The organism is Stenotrophomonas sp. STEN035 (genome assembly GCF_056759935.1).
In genome coordinates, this window is record NZ_JBRRDY010000039.1 from 1 (window position 1) to 21,660 (window position 21,660).

The window sequence follows — 21,660 nt, forward strand, 5'->3', positions numbered from 1 at the left end:
ATGCTCGGCAGAGGCTGTACCGGTAACGCCCCAGCCGAGCATGGCTCGGCACTACAGTGTTGCAACACTACGGTCGTGTCAGCGCCACCCGTGCCGTTTATGCTTGCGCTCTCCCAACCCCACAGCAGGCAACCGCATGACCGCTTCCGTATACGACACCGCGCTGACCACCATCGACGGTGCCCCGACTTCGCTGGCCGACTACCGCGGCAAGGTGTTGCTGCTGGTTAACACGGCTTCCAAGTGCGGCCTCACCCCGCAGTACGAAGGCCTGGAAAAGCTCTATCGCGAAAAGAAGGACGCCGGCCTTGAAGTGCTGGGCTTCCCGGCCAACAACTTCAACGGCCAGGAGCCGGGCAGCGAAGACGAGATCAAGCAGTTCTGCGCGCTCACCTATGACATCAGCTTCCCGATGTTCTCCAAGATCAGCGTCGCCGGTGCCGACATCCACCCGCTGTACCAGCAGCTGACCGCTGCGCAGCCGGTCGCTATCGGCGAAGGCCCGATGCGCGAGAAGCTGGTCGGCTTCGGCATCGAGGCCAACCCGGCCCCGGCCGTGCTGTGGAACTTCGAGAAGTTTCTGGTCGGCAAGGACGGCAGCGTTGTAGCCCGCTTCGCCCCGGACACCACTGCCGATGACGAAGGCCTGCGCAAGGCGATCGACGCAGCCTTGGCTGCGTAAGGCCCTGGTTGTTGTAGGAGCGGCGTAAGCCGCGAAGCTCACATTGCTGACGGGTCGGATCAATCTGTGATCTGGTGATCCATCAGCTTCGCGGCTTACGCCGCTCCTACAATAAAAGCGGATAGCAAAAAGCCCGGGTTTCCCCGGGCTTCTTGTTGTCCAGCAGCAACCAGGATCAGTCGCCCCAGTTCGGCATCGGCATTGCATCGACCGGGATCGTGGTCTGGTCGTCATCGTCATGCTTGCGGTCGCGGCGCAGATCCTTTTCGATCTGGTAGTTGCGACGCTGCAACCAGGCATCGCGCGTCAATGCGTACTCGTCCACTGCGGTGTCGCGCAGTGAATCGACTGCCATCAACTGTGCACGCATATCCACCAGCTGCAGGCCCTGCAGGCCGATGCGGACCTTGTCCATTTCGATCTGGCGCATCGGCGACAAGGGAATATCACCGGCCAGGCCGAACACATCACGCACGGTACGTGGGCCGAAGAACGGTAGCTCCACGTAACGCGAACGACGCCAGCCCCACGCGCCCAGGGTCTGACCGAAGTCTTCGCTGCGCTTGGGCACCATCGCCTTGCTGGCCGGATCGAACAGACCACCAATACCGAAGGTGGAGTTCATCAGGAAGCGGCCCAGCGTGTCCCAGGCATCATCGGCGTGGCCCTGCAGCAGCTGGTTGACCATGGTCAGTGGCGAGCGCAGGTTGCTGAAGAAGTTGCTGACACCGGTACGCGCGAACTGCGGCACGACGTTGGTGTACGCCGTGGCCAACGGGCGCGCAACGCCGCGGTCGACCGCATTGTTGAAGCGGTGCACGCCGCGGTTGTACTTCTCCCACGGGTCGTAGGTCACGCTTGCAGCGGCCCCAGATGTTTCGCCTTCAGCGCTCGGCGCCGGGCCGCCATACAGTGCAGCGAAGTCGTCTTCGGCGCCGGTCGGTGCGGTGCCGTCGCTGGCGGTTGCGGTGTTCTGCGCGCTGTCGGCAGTAGCCGTGCTCGCAGTGTCCTGCACTGGCACAGCAGCGGCAGTGTCGACGGTTTGTTCAGCGGCCTGCGGTGCAACCACGGTGGACGCTGGCAGTGCATCGCGCGCGGGCTTGCCCGCACAGGCGGCAAGCATCGCCACGCTGAGCAGAAGGAGGAGGGTGCGGAAAAGTTTCATGTCAGCTTCCTGCTGATGAGGCATTAAAATCGAGGGACGGTGACAGCCGATAGGCTGCGCACAATTCGTCCAGACCAGCCGGGCTGCCGCTGACGTTGCCGCCGCCGTGTGCCCGCAGACGCGCAGCCAGTTCACCCAGCAACGCCAAGCCGGCGCTGTCGATGCCATCAACCGCGCCCAGGTCGAGCTGACGTACAGGCGCAAGCGCCCGCGTCAGCTGCGGCCACAGTGCAACCACCGCCTCGCGGTTGATCACGCCTGCCAGCAGCAGGGTGTCGCCCTCGGTGCGGAAGGTGGCGTTACTTGCCACGGGGAGCGGCCGGGCCCGCATTGGCCTGCATGCTGCCGCTGCGCAGTTCGGTGGCGACCTGCTTGATCGATTTCTGCCGCAGCGGCGCGTCGAACTGGTTCTTGAAGGTCTGCACGTAGGAGATGCCTTCGATCATCACGTCGAAGATCTTCCACTGGCCGTCGACATTGCGCATCAGGTATTCGACCGGGGTCGGCTCGCTGCCGGCGCGGACCAGCTCGGTGGAGACCTTGACGCCGCGGTTGCCCGGCAACGGCTGCTCGCTCTTGTAACGGAAGCTGGGCTTGCCCTGGATATCGAGCAGGGCTGAGCCGTAGCGCGACATCAGGTTGTCGGCCATGGCATCAGCGAACAGCTTGACGTCGGCATCGGCGGCGCCGCGGCCGTGCACGCCCAGCACCAGACGGGCAGCGTAGTCGCGGTCGAAGGCGCGGCTCAACTCGCCATCGATGTAGCTGCGCAGGGTCGCCGGGTTGGCGCGGAACTCAGCGCGGCGGGTCTGCAGGGCGTTGATGATGCGGGTGCTGGAATCCAGCACGGTGCGGGCGGCGGCCGAGGGCTGCGCGGCGGTGTTGGCCGGGCGTGCCTGCGCCAGCGTGACCGACGGTGCGGCGGCCAGCAGGGCAGAGGCGAGCACGACGGTGAGCAGTTTCACTTTCATGGTTGCGGTTCCGTAGCGGGCGCGTCTGCGCCGTGGGTTTCATTGGCAGCCGCGCCGGTGTTGCCGCCGCCGCTGAACATGTATTTGCCAACCAGCTGCAGCAGGTCCACCGCTGGCTGGGTGAAGACGATTTCGTCGCCGGACTTCAATACGTCCGGGTCACCACCGGGCTGCAGGCCGATATAGCTTTCGCCCAACAGACCGCTGGTGAAGATGCCGGCCGAGGTGTCGGCGGGCAGGTCCTTGAACTTGCTGTCCAGCGACAGAGTCACGATGGAATCGTATTTAATCGGGTCCAGCTGAATGTCAGCTACTTGGCCGATCGTCACACCGCCAACCTTCACTGGCGCCTGCTTGCGCAGCTGGCCGATCTGGCTGAAACGGGCCTTCAGTTCATAGCCGCCACCACCGGTGCCGAAGCGCTGGTTGGTGGAGGCGACGGCCAGCACCAGCAGCGAGGCCAGGGCCAGCAGCAGGAAGGCGCCGACGGAAAATTCGAGTCTGGGTCCACGGATGGCCATGTTGTGTCTCACTCCTGATCCATCTGGTGCTTCGCAGGGCGAAGCGGGTTGTTCGGTTCTTTGTTTGATCCCCGCACACGGATGTGCGGGCTCTTGCGAGGGACTCGCATCATTGGAAAAGCAGGGCCGACAGCACGAAGTTGAACATCAGCACCAGCAACGAGGCGTTCACCACCGCGCGGGTGGTGGCGACCGAGGTGCCTTCGATGGTCGGCTCGGCGTGGAAGCCGACATAGGCGGCCACCAATGCCGCGGTGCCACCGAAGATCGCCGACTTGAGCAGGGCCACGGCGAAGTCGTCCCAGAAATCGACGCTGCCGCGCAGCCCCGACCAGAACGTGCCGTTGTCCTGGCCCAGGATGTGCACCGCTTCGAAGTAACCACCGGCAATTGCCAGCGAGCAGAAGATGCCGGTCAGCAGCGGCACGGTCAGCACCGCTGCCCAGAAGCGCGGCGCGACGGCCTTGGCGACCGGGTCGATGGCCATCAGCTCCAGCGCCTTGATCTGGTCGGTGGCACGCATCAGGCCGAGCTCGGCGGCGATCGAGCTGCCGGCGCGGCCGATGAACAGCAGTGCGGTCAGCACCGGCGCCAGTTCGCGGTACAGCGACAGGCCGAGCAGGGTGGACAGCGCATCGGAGGCACCGAAGGTGGTCAGCGTGCGGTAGCCCTGCAGGGTCAGCACCAGACCGACGAAGGCGCCGCCAACGGCGATGATCGGCAGCGAACGCGCACCGATCTTGTAGATCTCGCGGGTCAGCTCGGCCAGGAAGTCGCGCGTCGGCAGTGAGCCACGCAGCACGGTCAGCGAGAACAGCCCGGCACGGCCCAGCGAGCGGATGGAGGAGGTGAAGGGCATCAGAGAGCGGCTCCCGGAGCGCGACGGTTGCACGGCTTGTTTCCCTTCTCCCGCAAGCGGGAGAAGGTGCCCGAAGGGCGGATGAGGGGAGCTTTTGCTCCACGTGCTTTAAAAGCGCCCTCACCCCAGCCCTCTCCCGCTGGGCGGGAGAGGGGGCAGGTATCAGACTTCGCGTGCACGGTTGTCATCACGCGTTCTCCAGCCCGTAATTACGCGTCGGCGCATCGAACGGGATCGGGCCGTCCGGTTCGCCGTGCAGGAACTGCCGCACCAGCGGATCGGTGCTGGCCTGCAGTTCGTCCGGTGTGCCGGAGAACACAATGCCGCCATTGGCGATCACCACGGCCTGGTCGCTGATCGGCAGGGTCTCGTGGACATGGTGGCTGACGATGATGCTGGTCAGGCCGAGGCTGTCGTTCAAACGCTGGATCAGGCTCATGATCACGCCCGAGGCGATCGGGTCCAGCCCGGTCAGCGGCTCGTCGTAGATCATCAACGGCGGGTCCAGGGCCAGCGCCCGCGCCAGCGCCACACGCCGCGCCATGCCGCCGGACAACTCGCGCGGCCAGGCATCGGCAGCGGCCAGCAGGCCGACCGCGTGCAGCTTCATCTGCACCAGACGCTGCAGCACCGGTTCCGGCAACCTGGTATGCGCACGCAGCGGCAGCGCCACGTTGTCGGCCACGCTCAGGTCGGTCAGCAGACCATTGCCCTGCAGCAGCACGCCGACGTTCTTGCGCATCTCCAGCAGATCACGGTTACCGTGCGGAATATCCTGACCAAACAGCTGCACAGTGCCGGATACCGGCCGCAACTCACCGGTCAGCGCCGCCAACATCGTCGACTTGCCACTGCCCGACGGGCCGAGCACGGCAGTGATGCTGCCGCGCGGTACCTGCAACGAAACGTCGCGCAGGATGGTGCGTCCGCCGCGATCGATTCGCACGTTGGACAACTGCACCAAGGGAGTCCGGGCTGAGGGCATGACGGCCTTTAACGGAAAACCAACGTTCTAGGATTGCCAGCGGCGCCTGAACATAAGCGTACTGGACCGTGCAGTATTGTCGCACCCCGTGTGGCTCCCAACATGCAAGCGACGTCAGCATTGGTGGCAACACACTGTCTCCCCAGTGGTCGAATCACCGCCCGGGATTCTGTGCACAGCCCGTGAGGGTACGGATGCCTGTGAGGCGGGGGCGATATTCCGCAGGCGCCTTGCAAACAACGATTGTCCGCCGGGCTGGACGCCTACGCCGTTTCCAGACGTATCCGATTCCTGATCAGGAGCAGGCCGACTAAGGTCGGCGCCGACTGCATGCAATGCACCGGCCACGGAGGAGCCGAGCAAGATGGCAAGGACGCTGATCGTAGTGGGCGACGCCCTGCAAGCCGGTGGCTCGGTATTGACCGGTTCACCGCAGACCGACATCGAAGGCCGTGCAGTGGCGCGCATCGGTGATCGCGTCATCTGCGCCCGGCATGGGCCGGGCTCCATCATCACCGGCGACGCGACACTGGTCATCGATGGCCAGCCGGTCGCGCGGCATGGCGATAAAGCCAGTTGTGGCTGCGCGTTGCTAGCGGGCAAACAGCAGTTGGCGCATGTGAGTGCGGGTGGTGCGCCGGTTGCGGCTGCTCCGAGAGCAGGCAGTTCGATTCCAGCGACAACCAGACCGCGACCATTGGCTTCTTCCCTGGTGGATACCGGGACGTCATCGCCTGCAGCAGAGATGTGCTGGCTAAATGACCATAGTTGCCAGGTGTTGGAGAACCCGGACGGACGCTACTTTGAATCCTATGACCCGGAGGGGGCACGCTTTGAGTACGACCTTGTCTCCAGTTTTCGAATCGATGTCCCACTGAAATCCGGTGGTGATATTTTGGTCACGGCTAAGATCAAAGTGGATAAGCAGCGAGGGGTGTCAGACGGTGAAGTTGAAGTAGCCAAGGAGCGCCTTCAGCGAGGTATTAGTCGAGGGTTGAACAATAAATTTGCGTTGCAGCTAACCGATGGCCCATGTGGTAGTCGAACATATCCAATTCGCTATGAGGTTGAGTTCGTTACAGCCGATGAAGACTACGTAATGCGCTTACACAGTAGTCATGACCTTGATAGAGAAGAAGTAATTGGAAGCACGATTTACGTCTCCGTGGACACCAATGCATGGGTGCATCTTCACGAATTCATGCACTGTCTTGGCTTGCCAGATGAATACATGGATGTGGGTGAGACAGCAGCAGCAATCAAGTTCTTCATGCCGGATCGCATGCTGAGTTCGGAAGTCGTTGTCACCCGAAGCTCTCTGAGCGAATCCGATCCGGCCGCGACATTGATGTCTGTTCATCACAACACGACGCTGAAGTCGCGTCATGCTTGGAACATCGGGCTGGAGGTCGAGCAGCTATTGAGCAGAGAAATCGGACGAGAGGTTGTATGCCTAGTTACATGTTGCTCCTAGCCATGATTATGTCTTTGTTTCCAATTGGTGCCCGATGTGGAGAGCCCGACCCCATGATAGAACTGCGTGTTCGTTGCCTTACTAGTGATTCTTGCCGCTTCATCGGTGAGACGATTCGGGTGGAGCTAGAGCTAATCAACGTAGGTGAAGAGGACGTCGCGCTACCTGTGGAGTACTTCCGCAAACAAGGCCCCAAAATCATTCTTGTCGATAACCACTCAGGCAAGGAAAAGCGATTGGGTATGGGGCCGCCAATGTCCTACCTTTTCGATCAGGTGGAAATGCTTGCGCCCGGACAATCGATCCGTATTCCTTGGTCTATTCCCGATCACCACGTAACGAGATTTGCTCTGCGACCTGTGAGTGTTACCGCGATTTTCAGGTTCTATCTGGCGCCTGGTTCTTCACATCCTGGGGAAAAGTTTGTGCGCACTCAGATGCTTATCGAAGGTGATTGAGTAGAGGCCCACGCACTCGCTTTCGAATTTCAGCGCAGCGGCCGATGTTGGCGTGTGACGCAGCTGATGGTGCACTTCATGGCAAACCTGTCGTTACTACCCACTCCCTGATCCCCCCAACCACCTCCCAAATTACTCGTCGAAACCATCCCACTGCGGCAAGATGGTGTGATGAGCAACGCCCCCGATTTCCGCCTGTACCACTCCAATGCCCTGGACGTGCTGGCCCAGTTGCTGGCCCACGCATTGCGCGAGCCGGCGCCCGGCCAGTCCTTGTTGGCCGCCGATATCGTCCTGATCCCGCAGGTGGCGATGCGTCGCTGGCTGCAGTCGACCCTGGCCGCCGAGTACGGCGTCTCCGCCAATCTGGAATTCCTGACCCCCGGCGAGTTTGTCGCCAAGGCGCTGAAAGCCAATGTGCCGGGCGAGCGCGATGACCTTGGCGCTACCGGCCTGCACTGGCGCTTGTACGGGGCGCTGACCGACAGCGCGCTGATGCAGAAACCGGCGATGGCCGGGCTGCGCACCTACCTTGATCGCAACGATCCGCTGCGCCCGTGGGCGTTGGCAGCCGAGCTGGGCGGGGTGTTCGAGAAGTACCAGGCTTGGCGCCGCGACTGGCTGCTGCGCTGGGAGGACGGCGCCGAACCGGACGACCCGCAGGCCATCCTGTGGCGGCATATCGCCGGCGGGCAGAACTACCGCGCACGTCGCATCAATGATTACCTGGCCCGCTTTGAAGGCGAACACCAGCCCTTGCCGCAAGGCCTGCCGCAGCGCCTGTTCGCTTTCGCCACGCTCAATGTCTCGCCGGACGTGCTGCGGGTGATCGCCACCCAGGCGCGGGTCGGCACGCTGCACTTCTATATGCCGACCCCGACCCGTTCCTATTGGGGCGACCTGCAGACGCTGAAGGAAAAGCTGCGCAGCGGCCTGGCCGAGCCATTCGGCACCGAGGCCGGCGAAAATCCCTTGCTGCAGGCCTGGGGCGAAGCCGGCCGTGACTTCATGGCGGTGCTGGGCGACTACGAAGTGGTGCATCCCAGCGGCGAAATCGCCGCCTATGTCGATCCGGAAAGCATTGCCGTGCCCGGTCTGGATGACGGCGGGCTTGGCGACAGCCTGCTGCATCGCCTGCAGGCCGACCTGTTCCACCGCCGCGCGCTGCCCTCGCCACCCTTGCGCGCCGCGTTGCGGGTGGACGATCCCAGTATCCAGGTCCACGCCTGCCACACCCGCCTGCGCGAGATGCAGGTGCTGCACGACCAGCTGCGCGCGCTGCTGGAAGACCCGCGCTTCGACCCGCCGCTGCAGCCACGCGAAATCGCAGTGCTGGCGCCGGATATCGACCCCTACGTGCCCTATCTGGAATCGGTGTTCGGCGGCCGTGGTGGCAACGACGCGCATATTCCGTGGGCGCTGGCCGATGCCAGTCCGCTGCAGGGTGAGCCGCTGGCCGAGGTGTTCGTGCAGTTGCTGGGCCTGCCGGTATCGCGCTTCGGCCTCAATGAAATCCTCGACCTGCTGGCCAGCGCACCGTTGGCGTCGGCCTCGGGTCTGGATGCGGCTGCATTCGAACGCCTGCACGGTTGGCTGCAGGCTGCGGGCGCGCGCTGGGGCCTGGATGCCGGCCATCGCAAGCAGCATCAGGCGCCAGCCGACGACGCCTACACCTGGCAGTTCGCGCTGGACCGTCTGCTGCTAGGCCATGCCAGCGGCAGTGATGAGGACATCGCCGGCGTCGCGCCGTGGCCGGAGCTGGAAGGCGGCGGCCTGGCTGCACTGGATGCGCTTATCCGCCTGTTGCGTGTTCTCGCTCGCCACCAGAAGACCCTGGCCGAGGCATTGAGCCCCAACCAATGGCGTGAGCGCCTGCTCGGCTTGTTGCTGGCGTTGTTGCCGGAAACCCCGACCGAGCCGTCCGCCGTGCGCGCACTGGACCGCCTGCGCAAGCTGGTCAACGAATTCGCCGAAGAAGCCAACAGCGCCGGTTTCGACGCGCCGGTGCCGGCCGAAGTAGTCCGCGCGCATTTCGCCTCGGTGCTGTCCGAAGCTGATACCCGCGCGCCGCTGCTGACCGGCGGCATCAGCTTCGGCCGCATGGTGCCGATGCGCCTGTTGCCGTTCCGGGTGATCTGCGTGCTGGGTTTGAACGACGGTGATTTCCCGCGCCGCGACCCGGCTGCCGGCCTGAGCCGGCTTACCGCCGAGCTGGGCACCGAGCGCCGTCGCTATGGCGACCGCTCGCTGCGCGAGGACGACCGCTTCCTGTTCCTGCAGCTGTTCGCGTCCGCCCAGGACGTGTTCTACCTGAGTTACCTCGGTGCCGATGCCCGCGACGGCAGCGTGCGCGAACCCTCGGTGCTGGTCAGTGAGCTGGTCAATGCTGCGTCGGCGTATCACCTGGATAGCGCTATCGCGCGCAAGCAACTGGTGGTGCGGCATCCGCTGCAGCCGTTTGCCCCGGCCGCATTTGGCGGCGATGGTGAGCCGCGCCGTTTCAGCTACCGACGCCAGTGGCATCCGGCCGCCAGCGCGGTTGGTGGCAGCCGGCAGCGCTTGGCGCCGTGGTTCGACGGTCCACTGAACGCACCGCTGCCCACCGAGCTCAATGACGACAGTCTGTCGCTGGATGCCCTGCGGCGTTTCATCAGTGATCCAGCGGGGCAGTTCCTGAGCCAGCGCCTGGGCCTACGGCTGGCCGGTGACATTGACGACAGCGAAGACATCGAGCCGCTGCTGGTGCCCAGTGGTGGCCGCCTGCATTCGTCCTTGCAGCAGCACGTGCTCAGCGCCCTGCTGGACGGCCGCGAAGCTGGTCTGTACCAGCGCCTGCGTGCCCGCGCTTTATTGCCTTCCGGTGCGCTTGGGCGGCAGCAGTTCGAGCGCATGCTCAGCCGCATCCGGCCCTGCGCGGAGACGTTTTCGCAGTGGTACGACGGCCAGCCGCTGGGCTCGCAACGTTATGAAGTTGAGCTCGATGGCGTGCGCCTGCATGGGCGTGTCGATCAAATTCATCCACAGGGCCTGATTCGTCTGCAGGCGAGTGCGCCGGGGGTGGCCTATGTGCTGCGCGGCGGCCTGGATTGGCTGTTGGTGAACGCCGCCGGTGTGCCGTCATCGATGCTGCAGTTCCATGACAACGGGCAGGCAGGCTATGGCCCGCACCGTTTGCCGGAACTGTCTCCGGAAGCTGCACAAACCGCCTTGAAAGCCTTGCTGCGCTTGCGTTTCGAGGGGATGCAGGCGCCGCTGCTGTTCGCCCCGTACACCGGTTGGGAGGTCTACAACGCCGATGAGGACAAGCGCGAAAACGCAGCGCAGGCGCGCTGGTTCGGCAGCGAACACAGCTGGGGCGAGCGCAACGGCGAAGCGCTGCAATTGGCCTTGCGCGGCACCGATCCGTTCGCTTCGCCAAGCACTACTCACAGATTTATCCACAACGCCTTGTTGATATTTACCGCGCTACGCGAAGGCCGCGTTTTGTCCGATTTCGACGCTGAAAACGATGCCATGAACGGAGCCGGCGCATGAGCACCGAAGTGCTGCAGCAGGACCCGTATCTGCACTTGCCGCTGGATGGTCTGCGCCTGATCGAGGCCAGCGCCGGCACCGGCAAGACCTTCACCCTGGCCACGCTGTTCACCCGACTGGTGGTGGAGCAGGGCCTGCGCATGGGCCAGATCCTCGCGGTGACCTTCACCGACGCCGCAACCCAGGAACTGCGCAAGCGTATCCGCGAACGCCTGGAGCTGGCTGCGCGCGTGGTCGACAGCACGCCGGGCGACAACGACAGCCCGGAAACCACGCTGACCCGCGCCATCCTGCAACGCCACCTGCAGCAGGGTGCGGAAAGTGCCGCGCAGCTGGGCCGGCGCCTGCGCATTGCCGCTGAAGAAACCGATCTGGCCTCGATCTTCACCATCCACGGTTTCTGTACCCGCGTATTGGGCGAATACGCTTTGGAGAGCGGCCATACCTTTGCCGCGCCCGAGCTGTTGGCCAATACCCGCGAACTGCACGCCGAACTGGCCGCCGACCTGTGGCGCCTGCATGCAGGGCAGGGCGAGCATCTGGAGGCGCTGCTAGGCCTGTGGAAAAGTCCGGATGCACTGGCCCGGGATCTGCCCGCATTGGCGGCCGAGCTGCCACTTTATCCACAGCCACCGCAGACCCTGATCGAAGACACCCGCCCGTTCCGCGACGGCGCTGCGCAGCGTCTTGCTGCTGGCATCGCCGAGCATGGCGACACCTATCTGCAGCAGCTGCGTGGCGCGCTGGAAGGCGGCATCCTCAACAAGGCCAGCTACAAGTCCGACTGGATCGAGCCGCTGTTCCAGCAACTGCTGCAGTGGAGCCGCCACCCCGATCCGACTGCCGAGCTGGACGAACGTCTGGAGCGGCTGACGCTGGATGCGCTCACTGCCAAGACCAACAAGGCCAAGGCCGGCAGCACCCCGCAATCGCCGCTGCAGCCGCTGATCGCCGATTACCTGCAGGCTCTTGCGCAGGTGACGCAGTGGCAGCGCCAGCAGTCGATCGTGCTGCTGCACCAGCTGCGCAACGAAGTCCGCCAGCGGCTGGCCCAGCTCAAGCAGCTGCGTCGCCAGCAGACCTACGACGACCTGATCGACAACGTCGCCAATGCCTTGCACGGCCCGCATGGCGTGCATCTGGCCGAACGCCTGCGTGCGCAGTACCGCTTCGCCCTGGTCGACGAATTCCAGGACACCGACCCGCGCCAGTGGGACATCTTCCGCCGCGTATTCGCAGCCGAGGAAGGTGCTGATGCCGCGCTGTTCCTGATCGGCGACCCCAAGCAGGCCATCTACGGCTTCCGTGGCGGCGACGTGCATACCTATCTACAGGCCAAGGCATTGGCCGAAGCCGCGCCGGCGCTGGACCGTAACTTCCGCTCACGCCCGGGCGTGCTGCGCGCGATCCAGGCCTTGTACGACAACGCCGGCCCCGAAGCCTTCCTCGACGAGCGCATCCAGTTCGAGCCGGTCTTGCCGGGTAGCAAGCGCAGCGACGCCGACTATCTGTTCGACGGCAAACCCGCGCCAGCACTGACCCTGCAGCTGATTGCAGGCGATGCTGACGGTAAGCCATTGAAGGCCGATGCCTCGCGCGATGCCGCCACTGCCGCCTGCGTGGCAGATATCCACAAGGTGCTCAGTGCCGCCCGCGAAGACCGCGCGCAGGTCGACGGCAAACCGGTGCAGCCGGGCGATATTGCCGTGCTGGTGCGCTCGCACAAGGAAGCTTCGCGCGTACAGCAGGCCTTGGCCGCGCTCGGCATCCCAGCGGTCGCTGCCGGCAAGCAGAGCCTGTTCGCCAGCGCCGAGGCGCACGAACTGCGCCTGCTGTTGCTGGCCCTGCTGCAGCCGGCCGACGAAGGCCGCCTGCGCGCCGCGCTTGCCACCGTGCTGCTGGGCGAAAGCGCAGCCCGCATTGCCGCGATGGAACACGAAGGCGAACAACAGCGGCTGCACCAGGAACGCCTGCTGCAGTGGCGTGAGCGCTGGCAGCGTGGCGGCGTGCTGGCCCTGTTGTCGGACCTGTGCGCCGAACAGGCCGAGCGTTTGTTGCTGTTGATCGACGGTGAGCGCCGCCTCACCAACTACCTGCAGCTGGCCGAAGCCCTGCAGGAAGCCAGCAACCGCAGCATCGGCCTGCACGGCCTGCTCGATTGGCTGCAGGCACAGATCGCCCACGCCGATGAAGGCGACGAAGCGCAGTTGCTGCGGCTGGAATCGGACGCCCGCCGTGTGCAGATCATCACCCTGCACAAGAGCAAGGGCCTGGAGTACCCGCTGGTCTACCTGCCCTTTGTCGGCATCGCCACCAATGCGCCGGACAGCAGCAACCATCGCACCGTGCGTGACGGTGAACAGCGCGTGTTGCACTGGAAGATCGACAAGGAAGACCCGGACTGGAAGGCCGTCGGCCAGCAGGTCAATGCCGATGAGGAGGCCGAAACCGCGCGTCTGCTCTACGTCGGCCTGACCCGCGCCGAGCATGCGCTGTGGATAAGTGGCGGTGCCTTGACTGGCCTGGCGACCTCGCGGCTCGGGCCGATGCTGCAGGGCTTGCCCGAGCATGCCGATATCCAGGTGATCGAAGACGACAGCGGCCCGGCGCCGACGCGGCTGCCGCCCGAACGCGAGCAGGCTCTGCCGCCGGTACGCGAGGTGCGCCGCAGCGTGCCGCACGACTGGTGGGTCTACAGCTTCACCCAGCTCGCCCATGCCGAAGGCGGCCACGACACTGCCGCCGCAGCAACCGAAGACAGCGGCGGCGCGGCTGACGAACCGGCGCAGGTGGATGTGGATGCCGAGCCGGCCAATGAAGCCGCCGCCGCACAACCGGAAGTGTTCGATCCGCGTTTTGCCGGCAGCCGTTTCGGCAACGTGCTGCATGCCGCATTGGAGAACGTCGATTTCGGCGTCTGGCGGGATTGGAAACCCACTGAACAGGCACCGGAAGGGCAGGCCGAGATCATCGCCAAGGCGATGCGCGCCGATGGCTACATCGACGAAGAGATACCCGACGGCGTGGCCTTGCTGACCGAACTGATCGGCCAGACCCTGACCGTCACCCTGCCCGAAGGCGGCGCCCTGCATTCGCTGGACGAAGGTGAGCGTCGCGCCGAAATCGAGTTCCACTTCGCCATGCAGCCGACCACGGTGCCAGCACTGCTGCGCGTGCTGCATGCACACGGGGTGGTGCGCGGCCGCAACGGCTTTGGCCTGCGCCGCCAGCTGGAAGGGCTGATGACCGGCAAGATCGACCTTACCTACGTCCGCGACGGGCGTTGGTATGTGCTGGATTACAAATCCAACCGGCTGCCCGATTACGCCCCGGCGCAGCTGGACGCGGCCATGCGCCACAGCGAATACGACCTGCAGGCGCTGATCTACACCGTCGCCCTGCACCGCTGGCTGCGTTTCCGCATCGGTGCCGGCTATGACTACGCGCGTGACTTCGGAGGTATCCGTTATCTGTTCTGTCGCGGACTGGATGCAACGCGTCCGCAGTCGCCGGGGCTGTACGCGCACAACTTCGCACCGGAGCTGGTGCATGCGGTGGACGAATTGTTTGCCGGTGGCCGTGAGGGTCACACGGCCTTGTTGGCACGACTGGGAGGCGAGGCATGAGCCTGCTGGCCGCATTGAACAAAGCCGGCGCGCTGCGCGCGCTGGACCATGCCCTGGCGCAAAGCCTACGGCGCCTGGATGCGGAAACGCCGGACACGGTGCTGGCTGCGGCTGCCTTGGCATCGTTGGCGGTATCGCAGGGGCATGCGGGCTTTGATCCGACCCAGCCGCAGCGATTGGTGGATGCCGGTATGGAATGGCCGGCTGCCGAGGAATGGATTGCGCAGTTGGAGGCGTCGAAGTGGATATCCACAGCCGTGGATAACAGCGTGGAGTCGCAGCAGGCGCCCTTGGTGTGGGAGAACGGGCTGCTGTATCTGCGCCGGTACCGCGAGTACGAGCGCCGCTTGGCGGCGGGTCTGCAGCGGATCGGGCAGGCACCGGTTGCTGCTGGTGATGTGGCTGGATTGGCGCAGGTGTTTGCTTGTTTGTTTCCGGGGCAGGCAGCGCCGCAAGAGCCACAGACCTCAGCGCAGCCGGATCTCTTCCTTCTCCCGCCTGCGGGAGATCAAAGGGCCTGTCCCCGCGAAGGCGGGGATGCCCGAAGCGCGGATGAGGGGAAGCTCTTGGACCACCAGGCAAGAGCAGCAGCCACCGCCCTGCGCCACAACCTGCTGCTGATCACCGGCGGCCCCGGCACCGGCAAGACCACCACCATCACCCGCCTGCTGGTGCTGCTGGCCGCACAGGCACAGGCCACGAACCAGCCAGCACCGCGTGTTGCCCTGGCAGCGCCAACCGGCCGCGCCGCCGAGCGCATGGCCGAAAGCCTGCGTCACGCCCTGCACAAGCTGACCGCAACCGGCATCGACAGCGCCCTGTGCGAACAACTGCCGACCACCGGAACCACCTTGCACCGCCTGCTCGGCGTGATCCCCGATTCACCGCGCTTCCGCCACCACGCCGACAACCCGTTGCCTTATGACGTGATCGTGGTCGACGAAGCCTCGATGATCGACCTGCCATTGATGACCAAGCTGGTCGAAGCCATCGCCGCCGGCACCCGCCTGGTGCTGCTCGGCGATCCCGATCAGCTGCCTTCGGTGGAAGCGGGCGACGTGCTCAGCGCCATCCTGCGTGCCGCCGGCGATGGTCAGCGCACCACTGCCGCGGATTCCGACGCGCTACGCCCGCTGCTGGGCGAATTGCCAGTCGATGCGATCGAATCCAAGCCCGCCGACTTCGCCGGTGCCCGCGTGCAGCTGCAGCGCGGCTACCGCCAGAGCGAAGCCCTGCAGCTCGCACCGCTGGCCAGCGCCATGCGCGACGGCGATGCGGTGCAGACCTTGCAGCTGCTGCGCGACGCCCAACTGACCGGCGTGCACTTCCACGAAGGCGATATCGATCCGCTGCAGGCCTGGCGCGAGCCTTTGCAGCAGTACTGGCAGGCACTGGCCGATGCAGCCACGCCGGCCGACGCGCTGGCCCTGGCCGGCCGCATGCGCCTGCTCACCGCCGTACGCGAAGGTCCGCAGGGCGCACGCGGGCTCAACGCCCGTATCGAAGACCTGTTGGCCGGCAACCGCGGCCGCGCGTTGGGCCCAGGCTGGTTCCACGGTCGCCTGCTGATCATTGGCGAGAACAGCTACCGCCACCGCCTGTTCAACGGCGATGTAGGCATCTGCCTGCGTGATGGCGACGGCCGCAGCGTCAGTGCCTGGTTCCCCGGCGACGACCCCGCCAACCCACGCGCTTTCCATCCGGCGGCGCTGCCGCTACACGAAAGCGCATTCGCGATGACTGTGCACAAGGCGCAAGGCTCGGAGTTCGACCAGGTATGGCTGCAGCTGCCACGCCGCGACAACCGCGTGCTCAGCCGCGAGCTGCTCTACACCGGCATCACCCGCGCCCGTAACGGGCTGCATCTGGCCGGCAGCGCCGAGGTGATCGAAGCCGCCCTGGCCCGCCACGCCAGCCGCTGGTCAGGGCTGGCGCAGCGGCTGTCTCCTTCCCTTTCGCCGTAGGCGAAGGGGGCGATCAGTCCGCGCAAACAGCACCCCTCCCCAACCCTCCCCTTCGCCTTTGGCGAAAGGGAGGGAGGCAAGCGCTCTGCCCCCTCCCTTTGGCGCAGCCAAGGGGAGGGTTGGGGAGGGGGGCTTCAAAGCCTTTGCTTTCCCCAGCAGTCCCGCCTAAAAAGACCCGTCAAACGAACACGCAAGGACGCCCATGAAAACCCTGGCAACCACCTCGCTGCTGCTCCTGGCCCTGACCGGCTGCAACAAGGACGCCCCCGCCCCCACCACGCCCGCAGCAACCCCGGCTACGGCTGGCACCAGCGCCGAGGACATCAGCAACGCCCGCGCCTTCCTCAGCCACATCTACGCCGGCTATCACCCCGACGCCGGGCTGGATGCCATCCTGCCCGACGAAGAGGTCTACACGCCGGGCCTGATTGCCGCGATGGAGGCCAATAGCGACGCGTACGCTGGCGAAGTCGGCTATCTGGACGGCGATCCGCTCTGTGACTGCCAGGACACCGCGCAGGACCTGCGCCAGCTCAGCTTCGATATCCAACCAATGGCCGACGGCCAGCTGCGTGCCAGCGCCCAGCTCGACGACCCCCAGCACCCCTTGCAGCTGCAGTTGACCCTGCAGCGCCAGGGCAGCAGCTGGCGCGTCGCCGACATCGGCACCGCGCGTGCACCGAGCCTGTTGCAGGCGCTGGAGCGCGATACCCAGGCTGCCATGAGTAAAAAATAAAGTGCGCTTTAGTTTTTTAAGCTCTTTGATCCTTTTGCATTGATTTATAACGTTTACGTTAGATTTTGACTCTGGCGCGAACCGTAGACGACATTTCTAATGTTTGCTTTAGATTTTGCTTGAGCTCGACGCTTACATAGAGCAATCTAAAGTCTGCGTTATATTTCAGAGAGCCAGCCCATGCAGGTGCAGATCGACCAAGCGTCAGACATCGGCCAATACGTTCGTGCGGTACGCAAGGCGCAGGGCCTGCGTCAGGATGATCTGGCAGCAATGGCGGGTACCAGCCACGTGGTCCTGGGCAATGTGGAGCGGGGCAAGGAGACCGTGCAGATTGGCCGTGTATTCGAAGTGCTGCGGCAGCTGGGCATTCGCGTGCAGCTTGATCTGCCTGTGGACCTGCCGCCACCGGAGCGCGGCTGATGGCGATCGAGGTCGAGTCGCGCCAGCTCGATGTGTGGCTGGAACAACAGCGCATCGGTGAGCTGTACGAGCAGGGCAACCTGTGGGCGTTGCACTACGATCCGGTCTGGCGCGACAACGGCTTTGACCTGTCGCCGGCCCTGCCGCGCGATGCGGGCGAGATCACGGACGGTGGCAGCCAGCGTCCCGTGCAGTGGTTCTTCGACAACCTGTTGCCGGAAGAGGGCGGGCGCCAGTTGGTCGCCGCCGATGCCGGCATCAATGCGGCCGACGCATTCGGCCTGCTGCAGCGTTTTGGTCCGGAGTCGGCAGGCGCATTGACCTTGTTGTCGCCCGGGCAGCAGTTGCCGCCTCCCGAGTTGCGGCCCCTGCCCGATGCCGAGCTCTCGGCACGTATCCAGGCGCTGCCAATGCAGCCGCTGTCGCATGGCGCGCCAAAGCGCATGTCGCTGGCCGGTGCGCAACACAAGTTGGCCGTGGTGTTGGAGCAAGGCCAGCTGTGGGAGCCGATCGGGCAGGCCGCCTCTACCCACATCCTCAAGCCAGACCACGAGCAGGTGGATGACTACCCGCACAGCGTGGTCAATGAGTGGTTCTGCATGCGCCTGGCTGCCGCGTGTGGCTTGCCGGTACCGGAGGTGCAGGTGCGGCGGGTGCCGGAGCCGGTCTATCTGGTGCGTCGCTTCGACCGTGAAGGCGAGGGACTGCACGTTCAACGCCGTTATGCGTTGGATGGGTGCCAGCTACTGTCGCTGGACGCGGTGTTCAAATACCAACAAGCCAACAGCACCGCCCTGCGGCAGCTGTTGGATATCACCCGAACACCGGCGGCTACACGTTTGGCGCTGCTGCGCTGGCAGCTATTCAACTTCTATATTGGCAATGCCGACGCCCATCTGAAGAATCTCAGCTTCCTGTGGGGCGAGAAGGGCTGGGAGCTTGCGCCGCATTACGATCTGCTCAGCACTGCGGTCTATCGGGCGCCCGACTGGGGCACGGGAACGCTGGTCTTCCCGATGGGCAGTGCCACGCGCTTTGCCGATGTCACCAAGGCGGAGATCGGTGCTTTTGGCCAAAGCATCGGGGTTCCGGCAGCGCTGACCCTGCGGGAGCTGGAGCGTCTGGCCAAGGAGCTGTGGCGGGAAGCGCAGGCGCTGCTGCAGGCCTATGAGCAGGGCATCACCCAACAGGTAGATCCGGGCGAGGCGCGTCTGCTGCGGCAAATTGTGTATGGCCCCGTCACCGACGCGCTCGCCTGGGCATTGAGATGAAGCTGTTCCTTTGTGGTGGCTGAAATTCACTATAAAAACAATATCTTACGTTTTTCTAAAAACGAATGCACAACGCGATTAAGGGCCTCTCCATCCCCACTTCACCCCCGGCTGGTAGCATGTCTACCCCGTAATCCAAGCGCAGTTCTGTAATGGCCGATTCGAAGAACCCGTCCGTCACCCAAGCCCAGGCCGAAGACGCCGTGCGCATCCTGCTGCGCTGGGCCGGTGAAGATCCCTCCCGCGAAGGCCTGCTCGACACCCCGCGCCGGGTAGCCGAGGCCTATGGCGATTGGTTCAAGGGCTATAACGACGACCCGCGCGAGTACCTGGCCCGTACCTTCGAGGAGGTTGCCGGCTACGACGAAATGATCGTGCTGCGCGACATCGAGTACGAAAGCCACTGCGAGCACCACATGGCGCCGATCATCGGCCGTGTGCACGTCGGCTACATCCCCAACGGCCGCGTGGTCGGCATCTCCAAGCTGGCACGCGTGGTCGAGGCCTATGCGCGCCGCTTCCAGGTGCAGGAAAAGATGACCGCGCAGATCGCCGACGTCATCCAGGACGTGCTGCAGCCGATGGGCGTGGGCATCGTGGTGGAAGGCGCACATGAGTGCATGACCACCCGTGGCATCCACAAGCGTGGCGTCAGCATGGTCACCTCGCGCATGCGCGGCACCTTCCATGACGACGCGCGCACCCGCGCCGAGTTCCTGCGTTTCATCGAAGTCGGCCACGCCCGACGCTGAGCCCAGGGATCGCACGCGCTCGATGAAGTACCGCCAACGTATCGCCGGCTACCAGCGTCTGCGCGAGCAGCCGCTATGGAAACTGCTGGCCTCCGACCGTGCGCCGGTGCTGGTGGGCCTGTTGCAGGGCCTGCTGCTGGAAGCGGACCGCCGCATTCCCGGTTCCATCCTCGCCGAGCGCCTGCAGCAGCAGCTGGACACGCTCAATGGCGAGGAGCTCGAGGTCGAGCTGCCGCGCACCGCGCCGGCCTATATCGCCTACTGGCTGGCCCAGGGCTGGCTGGTGCGGCGCCTGCCTGAAGGCGCGAGCGAAGAGGAATACGAGCTGTCGCGGCACGCCGTGCAGGCGATCCGCTTCATCGCCGGCATCGAGCACAACGCCAGCCTGGCCACCGAAAGCCGGCTGGCGATGGTGATGCAGCAGATCTCGCAGCTGGCCCAGCAGACCGAGGCCGATCCGGAAGCACGCTTGGCCGCATTGAAGGCCGAGCGCGACCGCATCGATGCCGAAATCGCGCAGGTGTCCACCGGCAAGGTCAGCGCGCTGGATGGCAAGCGCGCGCTGGAACGCACTCGCGACGTGATCCGCCTGGCCGATGACCTGGCCGAGGACTTCCGCCGCGTGCGCGATGACTTCGAACAACTCAACCGCCGCTTCCGCGAACGCATCATCGACGATGAAGGCGCACGCGGCGATGTGCTTGACCGCCTGTTCAACGGCGTCGATGTGATCGGCGAATCCGATGCCGGGCGCAGCTTCCAGGCGTTCTGGGACCTGCTCAATGATCCGCGCCGCAGCGGCGAACTCGATGCTGCGCTGGACACCGTGCTCAACCGTGGCTTCACCCGCAAGCTGGACCGCAACGAGCGCAATTTCCTGCGCAACTTCACCAGCACCTTGCTGGAGCGCGGCGGCCAGGTGCACGAGGTGATGCAGCACTTCGCCCGCAGCCTGCGTGGCTTCGTGCAGAGTCGCGGCTATCTGGAACAGCGCCGGCTCAACCAGCTGCTCAAGCAGGCGCAGGGCCAGGCCCTGCAGCTGCGCGACGAAGTGCGCCCCACCGCGCCTACCGGCTTTGTGCTGCCGCTGTCCTCGGCGCGCGTGCGCTCGATCGGCCAGTGGCGCCTGCACGACCCGCGCACGCACCAGGTCGATACTTCCATCTATTACGCCGAGGCCGCCGAGATCACCCTCGACAGCGTTGGTGATCTGGTCGCGCAGTCGGAAATCGACGTGCGCACGCTGAAAGACAATCTCTTCATGCTGCTGGGTTCACGCCCGCGCCTGAGCATCTCGCAGGTATTGCGCGAGCGGCCGGCGCGGCAGGGCCTGGGCAGCGTGATCGGCTATCTCTCCATCGGCACCCGCCATGGCAAGGTGATGACCGACCAACTCGAAACCGTGGAATGGACCGGTGGTGACGGCGTGGTGCGACGCGCCCGCGTGCCGCTGATCTGGTTCCTCAAGGAAAGACGCGATGAACTGGTCTGAGACCGAAACCGATAGCGAAACCACCAGCGCGCCCGTCGCGCCGGCACCCACCTTGAGCGGCGGGGCATTGTTCGTCGGCGACAGCGGCCGACTGCCGGTCGATGCACGCCGCGCGCTGTGCCTGCTGCTGGCCGGCCCCAGCGTCGACGCCCAGCGCCAGCCGGCGCAATGGGCGGCACTGCTGCGCAATGAAGACGAAGTACGAAGTCTGCTGTGCGAGCTGTTCCTGGAGCTGGTGCTGGACCGTGATGGCGGTGTTGCCTTCACCCGCCAGTTCGATACTGCCGAACTCGACTCGCCCAACCTGCTGCGCGCTGCACCACTGACCTTCATCGAGTCGGTGCTGCTGCTGTTCCTGCGCCAGCAGCTTGCCGAGGCCGATACCCGCGGCGAGCGCGCGGTGGTGGCCGAGTTCCAGCTGGTGGAAGCGATGAGCATCTACCAGAAGAACGTCTCCACTGACCAGGCCGGCTATGGCAAGCGGGTCACCGCCGCCATCGCCAAGATGCGCGAGAACCAGCTGCTGTCCAAGCTGCGCGGCAGCGAGGACCGCTACGAAGTATCGCCGGCACTGAAGCTGCTGTTTTCGGCCGAGGACGTGCAGGTGCTGGTCGAGGCTTACCGCCAGTTGCGCGACGGCGATGCCGTCGCTGATGCGGTTGCCGAAGATGAAGACAACAGCAACGGCGCTGCCGCCGAATGATGCCTGGCACCCTCGCCACGCTGACCAGAATGACCTCCGCCGCG

18 protein-coding genes are annotated in these 21,660 nt (G+C 64.8%); 12 read left to right on the forward strand and 6 right to left on the reverse strand.

Annotated features, from left to right (window positions below; genetic code table 11):
- Nucleotides 1-136: 136 nt before the first annotated feature.
- Nucleotides 137-682 carry a glutathione peroxidase gene (locus ACVOLL_RS17540; protein ID WP_481514053.1) on the forward strand — a complete coding sequence of 182 codons (546 nt, stop codon included), beginning with the start codon at nt 137-139 and terminating at the stop codon, nt 680-682.
- A gap of 175 nt (nt 683-857) precedes the next feature.
- Here the strand turns inward: ACVOLL_RS17540 and ACVOLL_RS17545 are convergent, their stop codons facing one another.
- The 6 genes from ACVOLL_RS17545 to ACVOLL_RS17570 all read right to left on the reverse strand — a co-directional run bounded on the left by ACVOLL_RS17545 (nt 858) and on the right by ACVOLL_RS17570 (nt 5,183).
- The gene (locus ACVOLL_RS17545; RefSeq protein WP_481514054.1) at nt 858-1,847 is read right to left on the reverse strand and encodes an MlaA family lipoprotein; all 990 of its coding nucleotides are present in this window, start codon (nt 1,845-1,847) and stop codon (nt 858-860) included.
- A 1-nt stretch (nt 1,848) separates the two neighbouring features.
- A complete protein-coding gene (locus ACVOLL_RS17550) occupies nt 1,849-2,178 on the reverse strand; it encodes an STAS domain-containing protein (RefSeq protein ID WP_481509066.1) in 330 nt (109 codons plus the stop codon).
- A complete protein-coding gene (locus ACVOLL_RS17555; RefSeq protein WP_481514055.1) occupies nt 2,147-2,818 on the reverse strand; it encodes an MlaC/ttg2D family ABC transporter substrate-binding protein in 672 nt (223 codons plus the stop codon). Before ACVOLL_RS17555 ends, ACVOLL_RS17550 begins: the two co-directional genes overlap by 32 nt.
- Nucleotides 2,815-3,339: an outer membrane lipid asymmetry maintenance protein MlaD gene (gene mlaD / locus ACVOLL_RS17560; protein ID WP_481514056.1), complete on the reverse strand. Its 525-nt coding sequence runs from the start codon at nt 3,337-3,339 to the stop codon at nt 2,815-2,817. Before mlaD ends, ACVOLL_RS17555 begins: the two co-directional genes overlap by 4 nt.
- Nucleotides 3,340-3,448: 109 nt before the next feature.
- On the reverse strand, nt 3,449-4,198 hold the full coding sequence (locus ACVOLL_RS17565; protein WP_481514057.1) for an MlaE family lipid ABC transporter permease subunit: 750 nt from the start codon (nt 4,196-4,198) through the stop codon (nt 3,449-3,451).
- Between the two features lie 187 nt (nt 4,199-4,385).
- Entirely contained in the window at nt 4,386-5,183 is a 798-nt protein-coding gene (locus ACVOLL_RS17570; RefSeq protein ID WP_481514058.1) for an ABC transporter ATP-binding protein, read from the reverse strand.
- 364 nt (nt 5,184-5,547) lie between these two features.
- On the opposite strand from ACVOLL_RS17570, the gene ACVOLL_RS17575 reads away from it, so the two are divergent.
- From ACVOLL_RS17575 to ACVOLL_RS17625, 11 genes are all read left to right on the forward strand, one after another.
- Nucleotides 5,548-6,657 carry a PAAR domain-containing protein gene (locus ACVOLL_RS17575; RefSeq protein WP_481514059.1) on the forward strand — a complete coding sequence of 370 codons (1,110 nt, stop codon included), beginning with the start codon at nt 5,548-5,550 and terminating at the stop codon, nt 6,655-6,657.
- 53 nt (nt 6,658-6,710) lie between these two features.
- Nucleotides 6,711-7,115 (forward strand): hypothetical protein, encoded by a 405-nt coding sequence (locus ACVOLL_RS17580; protein ID WP_481514060.1) that lies wholly within the window; start codon nt 6,711-6,713, stop codon nt 7,113-7,115.
- A gap of 171 nt (nt 7,116-7,286) precedes the next feature.
- Nucleotides 7,287-10,649: an exodeoxyribonuclease V subunit gamma gene (gene recC, locus ACVOLL_RS17585; RefSeq protein WP_481514061.1), complete on the forward strand. Its 3,363-nt coding sequence runs from the start codon at nt 7,287-7,289 to the stop codon at nt 10,647-10,649.
- Complete coding sequence (locus ACVOLL_RS17590; protein ID WP_481514062.1) at nt 10,646-14,275, forward strand: UvrD-helicase domain-containing protein; 3,630 nt, start codon at nt 10,646-10,648, stop codon at nt 14,273-14,275. Before recC ends, ACVOLL_RS17590 begins: the two co-directional genes overlap by 4 nt.
- Complete coding sequence (gene recD, locus ACVOLL_RS17595; RefSeq protein ID WP_481514063.1) at nt 14,272-16,239, forward strand: exodeoxyribonuclease V subunit alpha; 1,968 nt, start codon at nt 14,272-14,274, stop codon at nt 16,237-16,239. Before ACVOLL_RS17590 ends, recD begins: the two co-directional genes overlap by 4 nt.
- A 202-nt stretch (nt 16,240-16,441) precedes the next feature.
- Complete coding sequence (locus ACVOLL_RS17600; protein ID WP_481514064.1) at nt 16,442-16,975, forward strand: DUF3828 domain-containing protein; 534 nt, start codon at nt 16,442-16,444, stop codon at nt 16,973-16,975.
- Between the two features lie 180 nt (nt 16,976-17,155).
- Nucleotides 17,156-17,398 carry a helix-turn-helix domain-containing protein gene (locus ACVOLL_RS17605; protein ID WP_481514065.1) on the forward strand — a complete coding sequence of 81 codons (243 nt, stop codon included), beginning with the start codon at nt 17,156-17,158 and terminating at the stop codon, nt 17,396-17,398.
- Complete coding sequence (locus tag ACVOLL_RS17610) at nt 17,398-18,669, forward strand: HipA domain-containing protein (protein ID WP_481514066.1); 1,272 nt, start codon at nt 17,398-17,400, stop codon at nt 18,667-18,669. Before ACVOLL_RS17605 ends, ACVOLL_RS17610 begins: the two co-directional genes overlap by 1 nt.
- Before the next feature lie 152 nt (nt 18,670-18,821).
- Nucleotides 18,822-19,421, forward strand: coding sequence for a GTP cyclohydrolase I FolE (gene folE, locus ACVOLL_RS17615; protein ID WP_481514067.1), 600 nt, complete (start codon nt 18,822-18,824; stop codon nt 19,419-19,421).
- 22 nt (nt 19,422-19,443) lie between these two features.
- The gene (locus ACVOLL_RS17620; protein ID WP_481509075.1) at nt 19,444-20,913 is read left to right on the forward strand and encodes a DUF3375 domain-containing protein; all 1,470 of its coding nucleotides are present in this window, start codon (nt 19,444-19,446) and stop codon (nt 20,911-20,913) included.
- Nucleotides 20,900-21,616, forward strand: a complete 717-nt coding sequence (locus tag ACVOLL_RS17625) for a DUF4194 domain-containing protein (protein ID WP_481514068.1) — start codon at nt 20,900-20,902, stop codon at nt 21,614-21,616. Before ACVOLL_RS17620 ends, ACVOLL_RS17625 begins: the two co-directional genes overlap by 14 nt.
- Nucleotides 21,617-21,660: the final 44 nt, after the last annotated feature.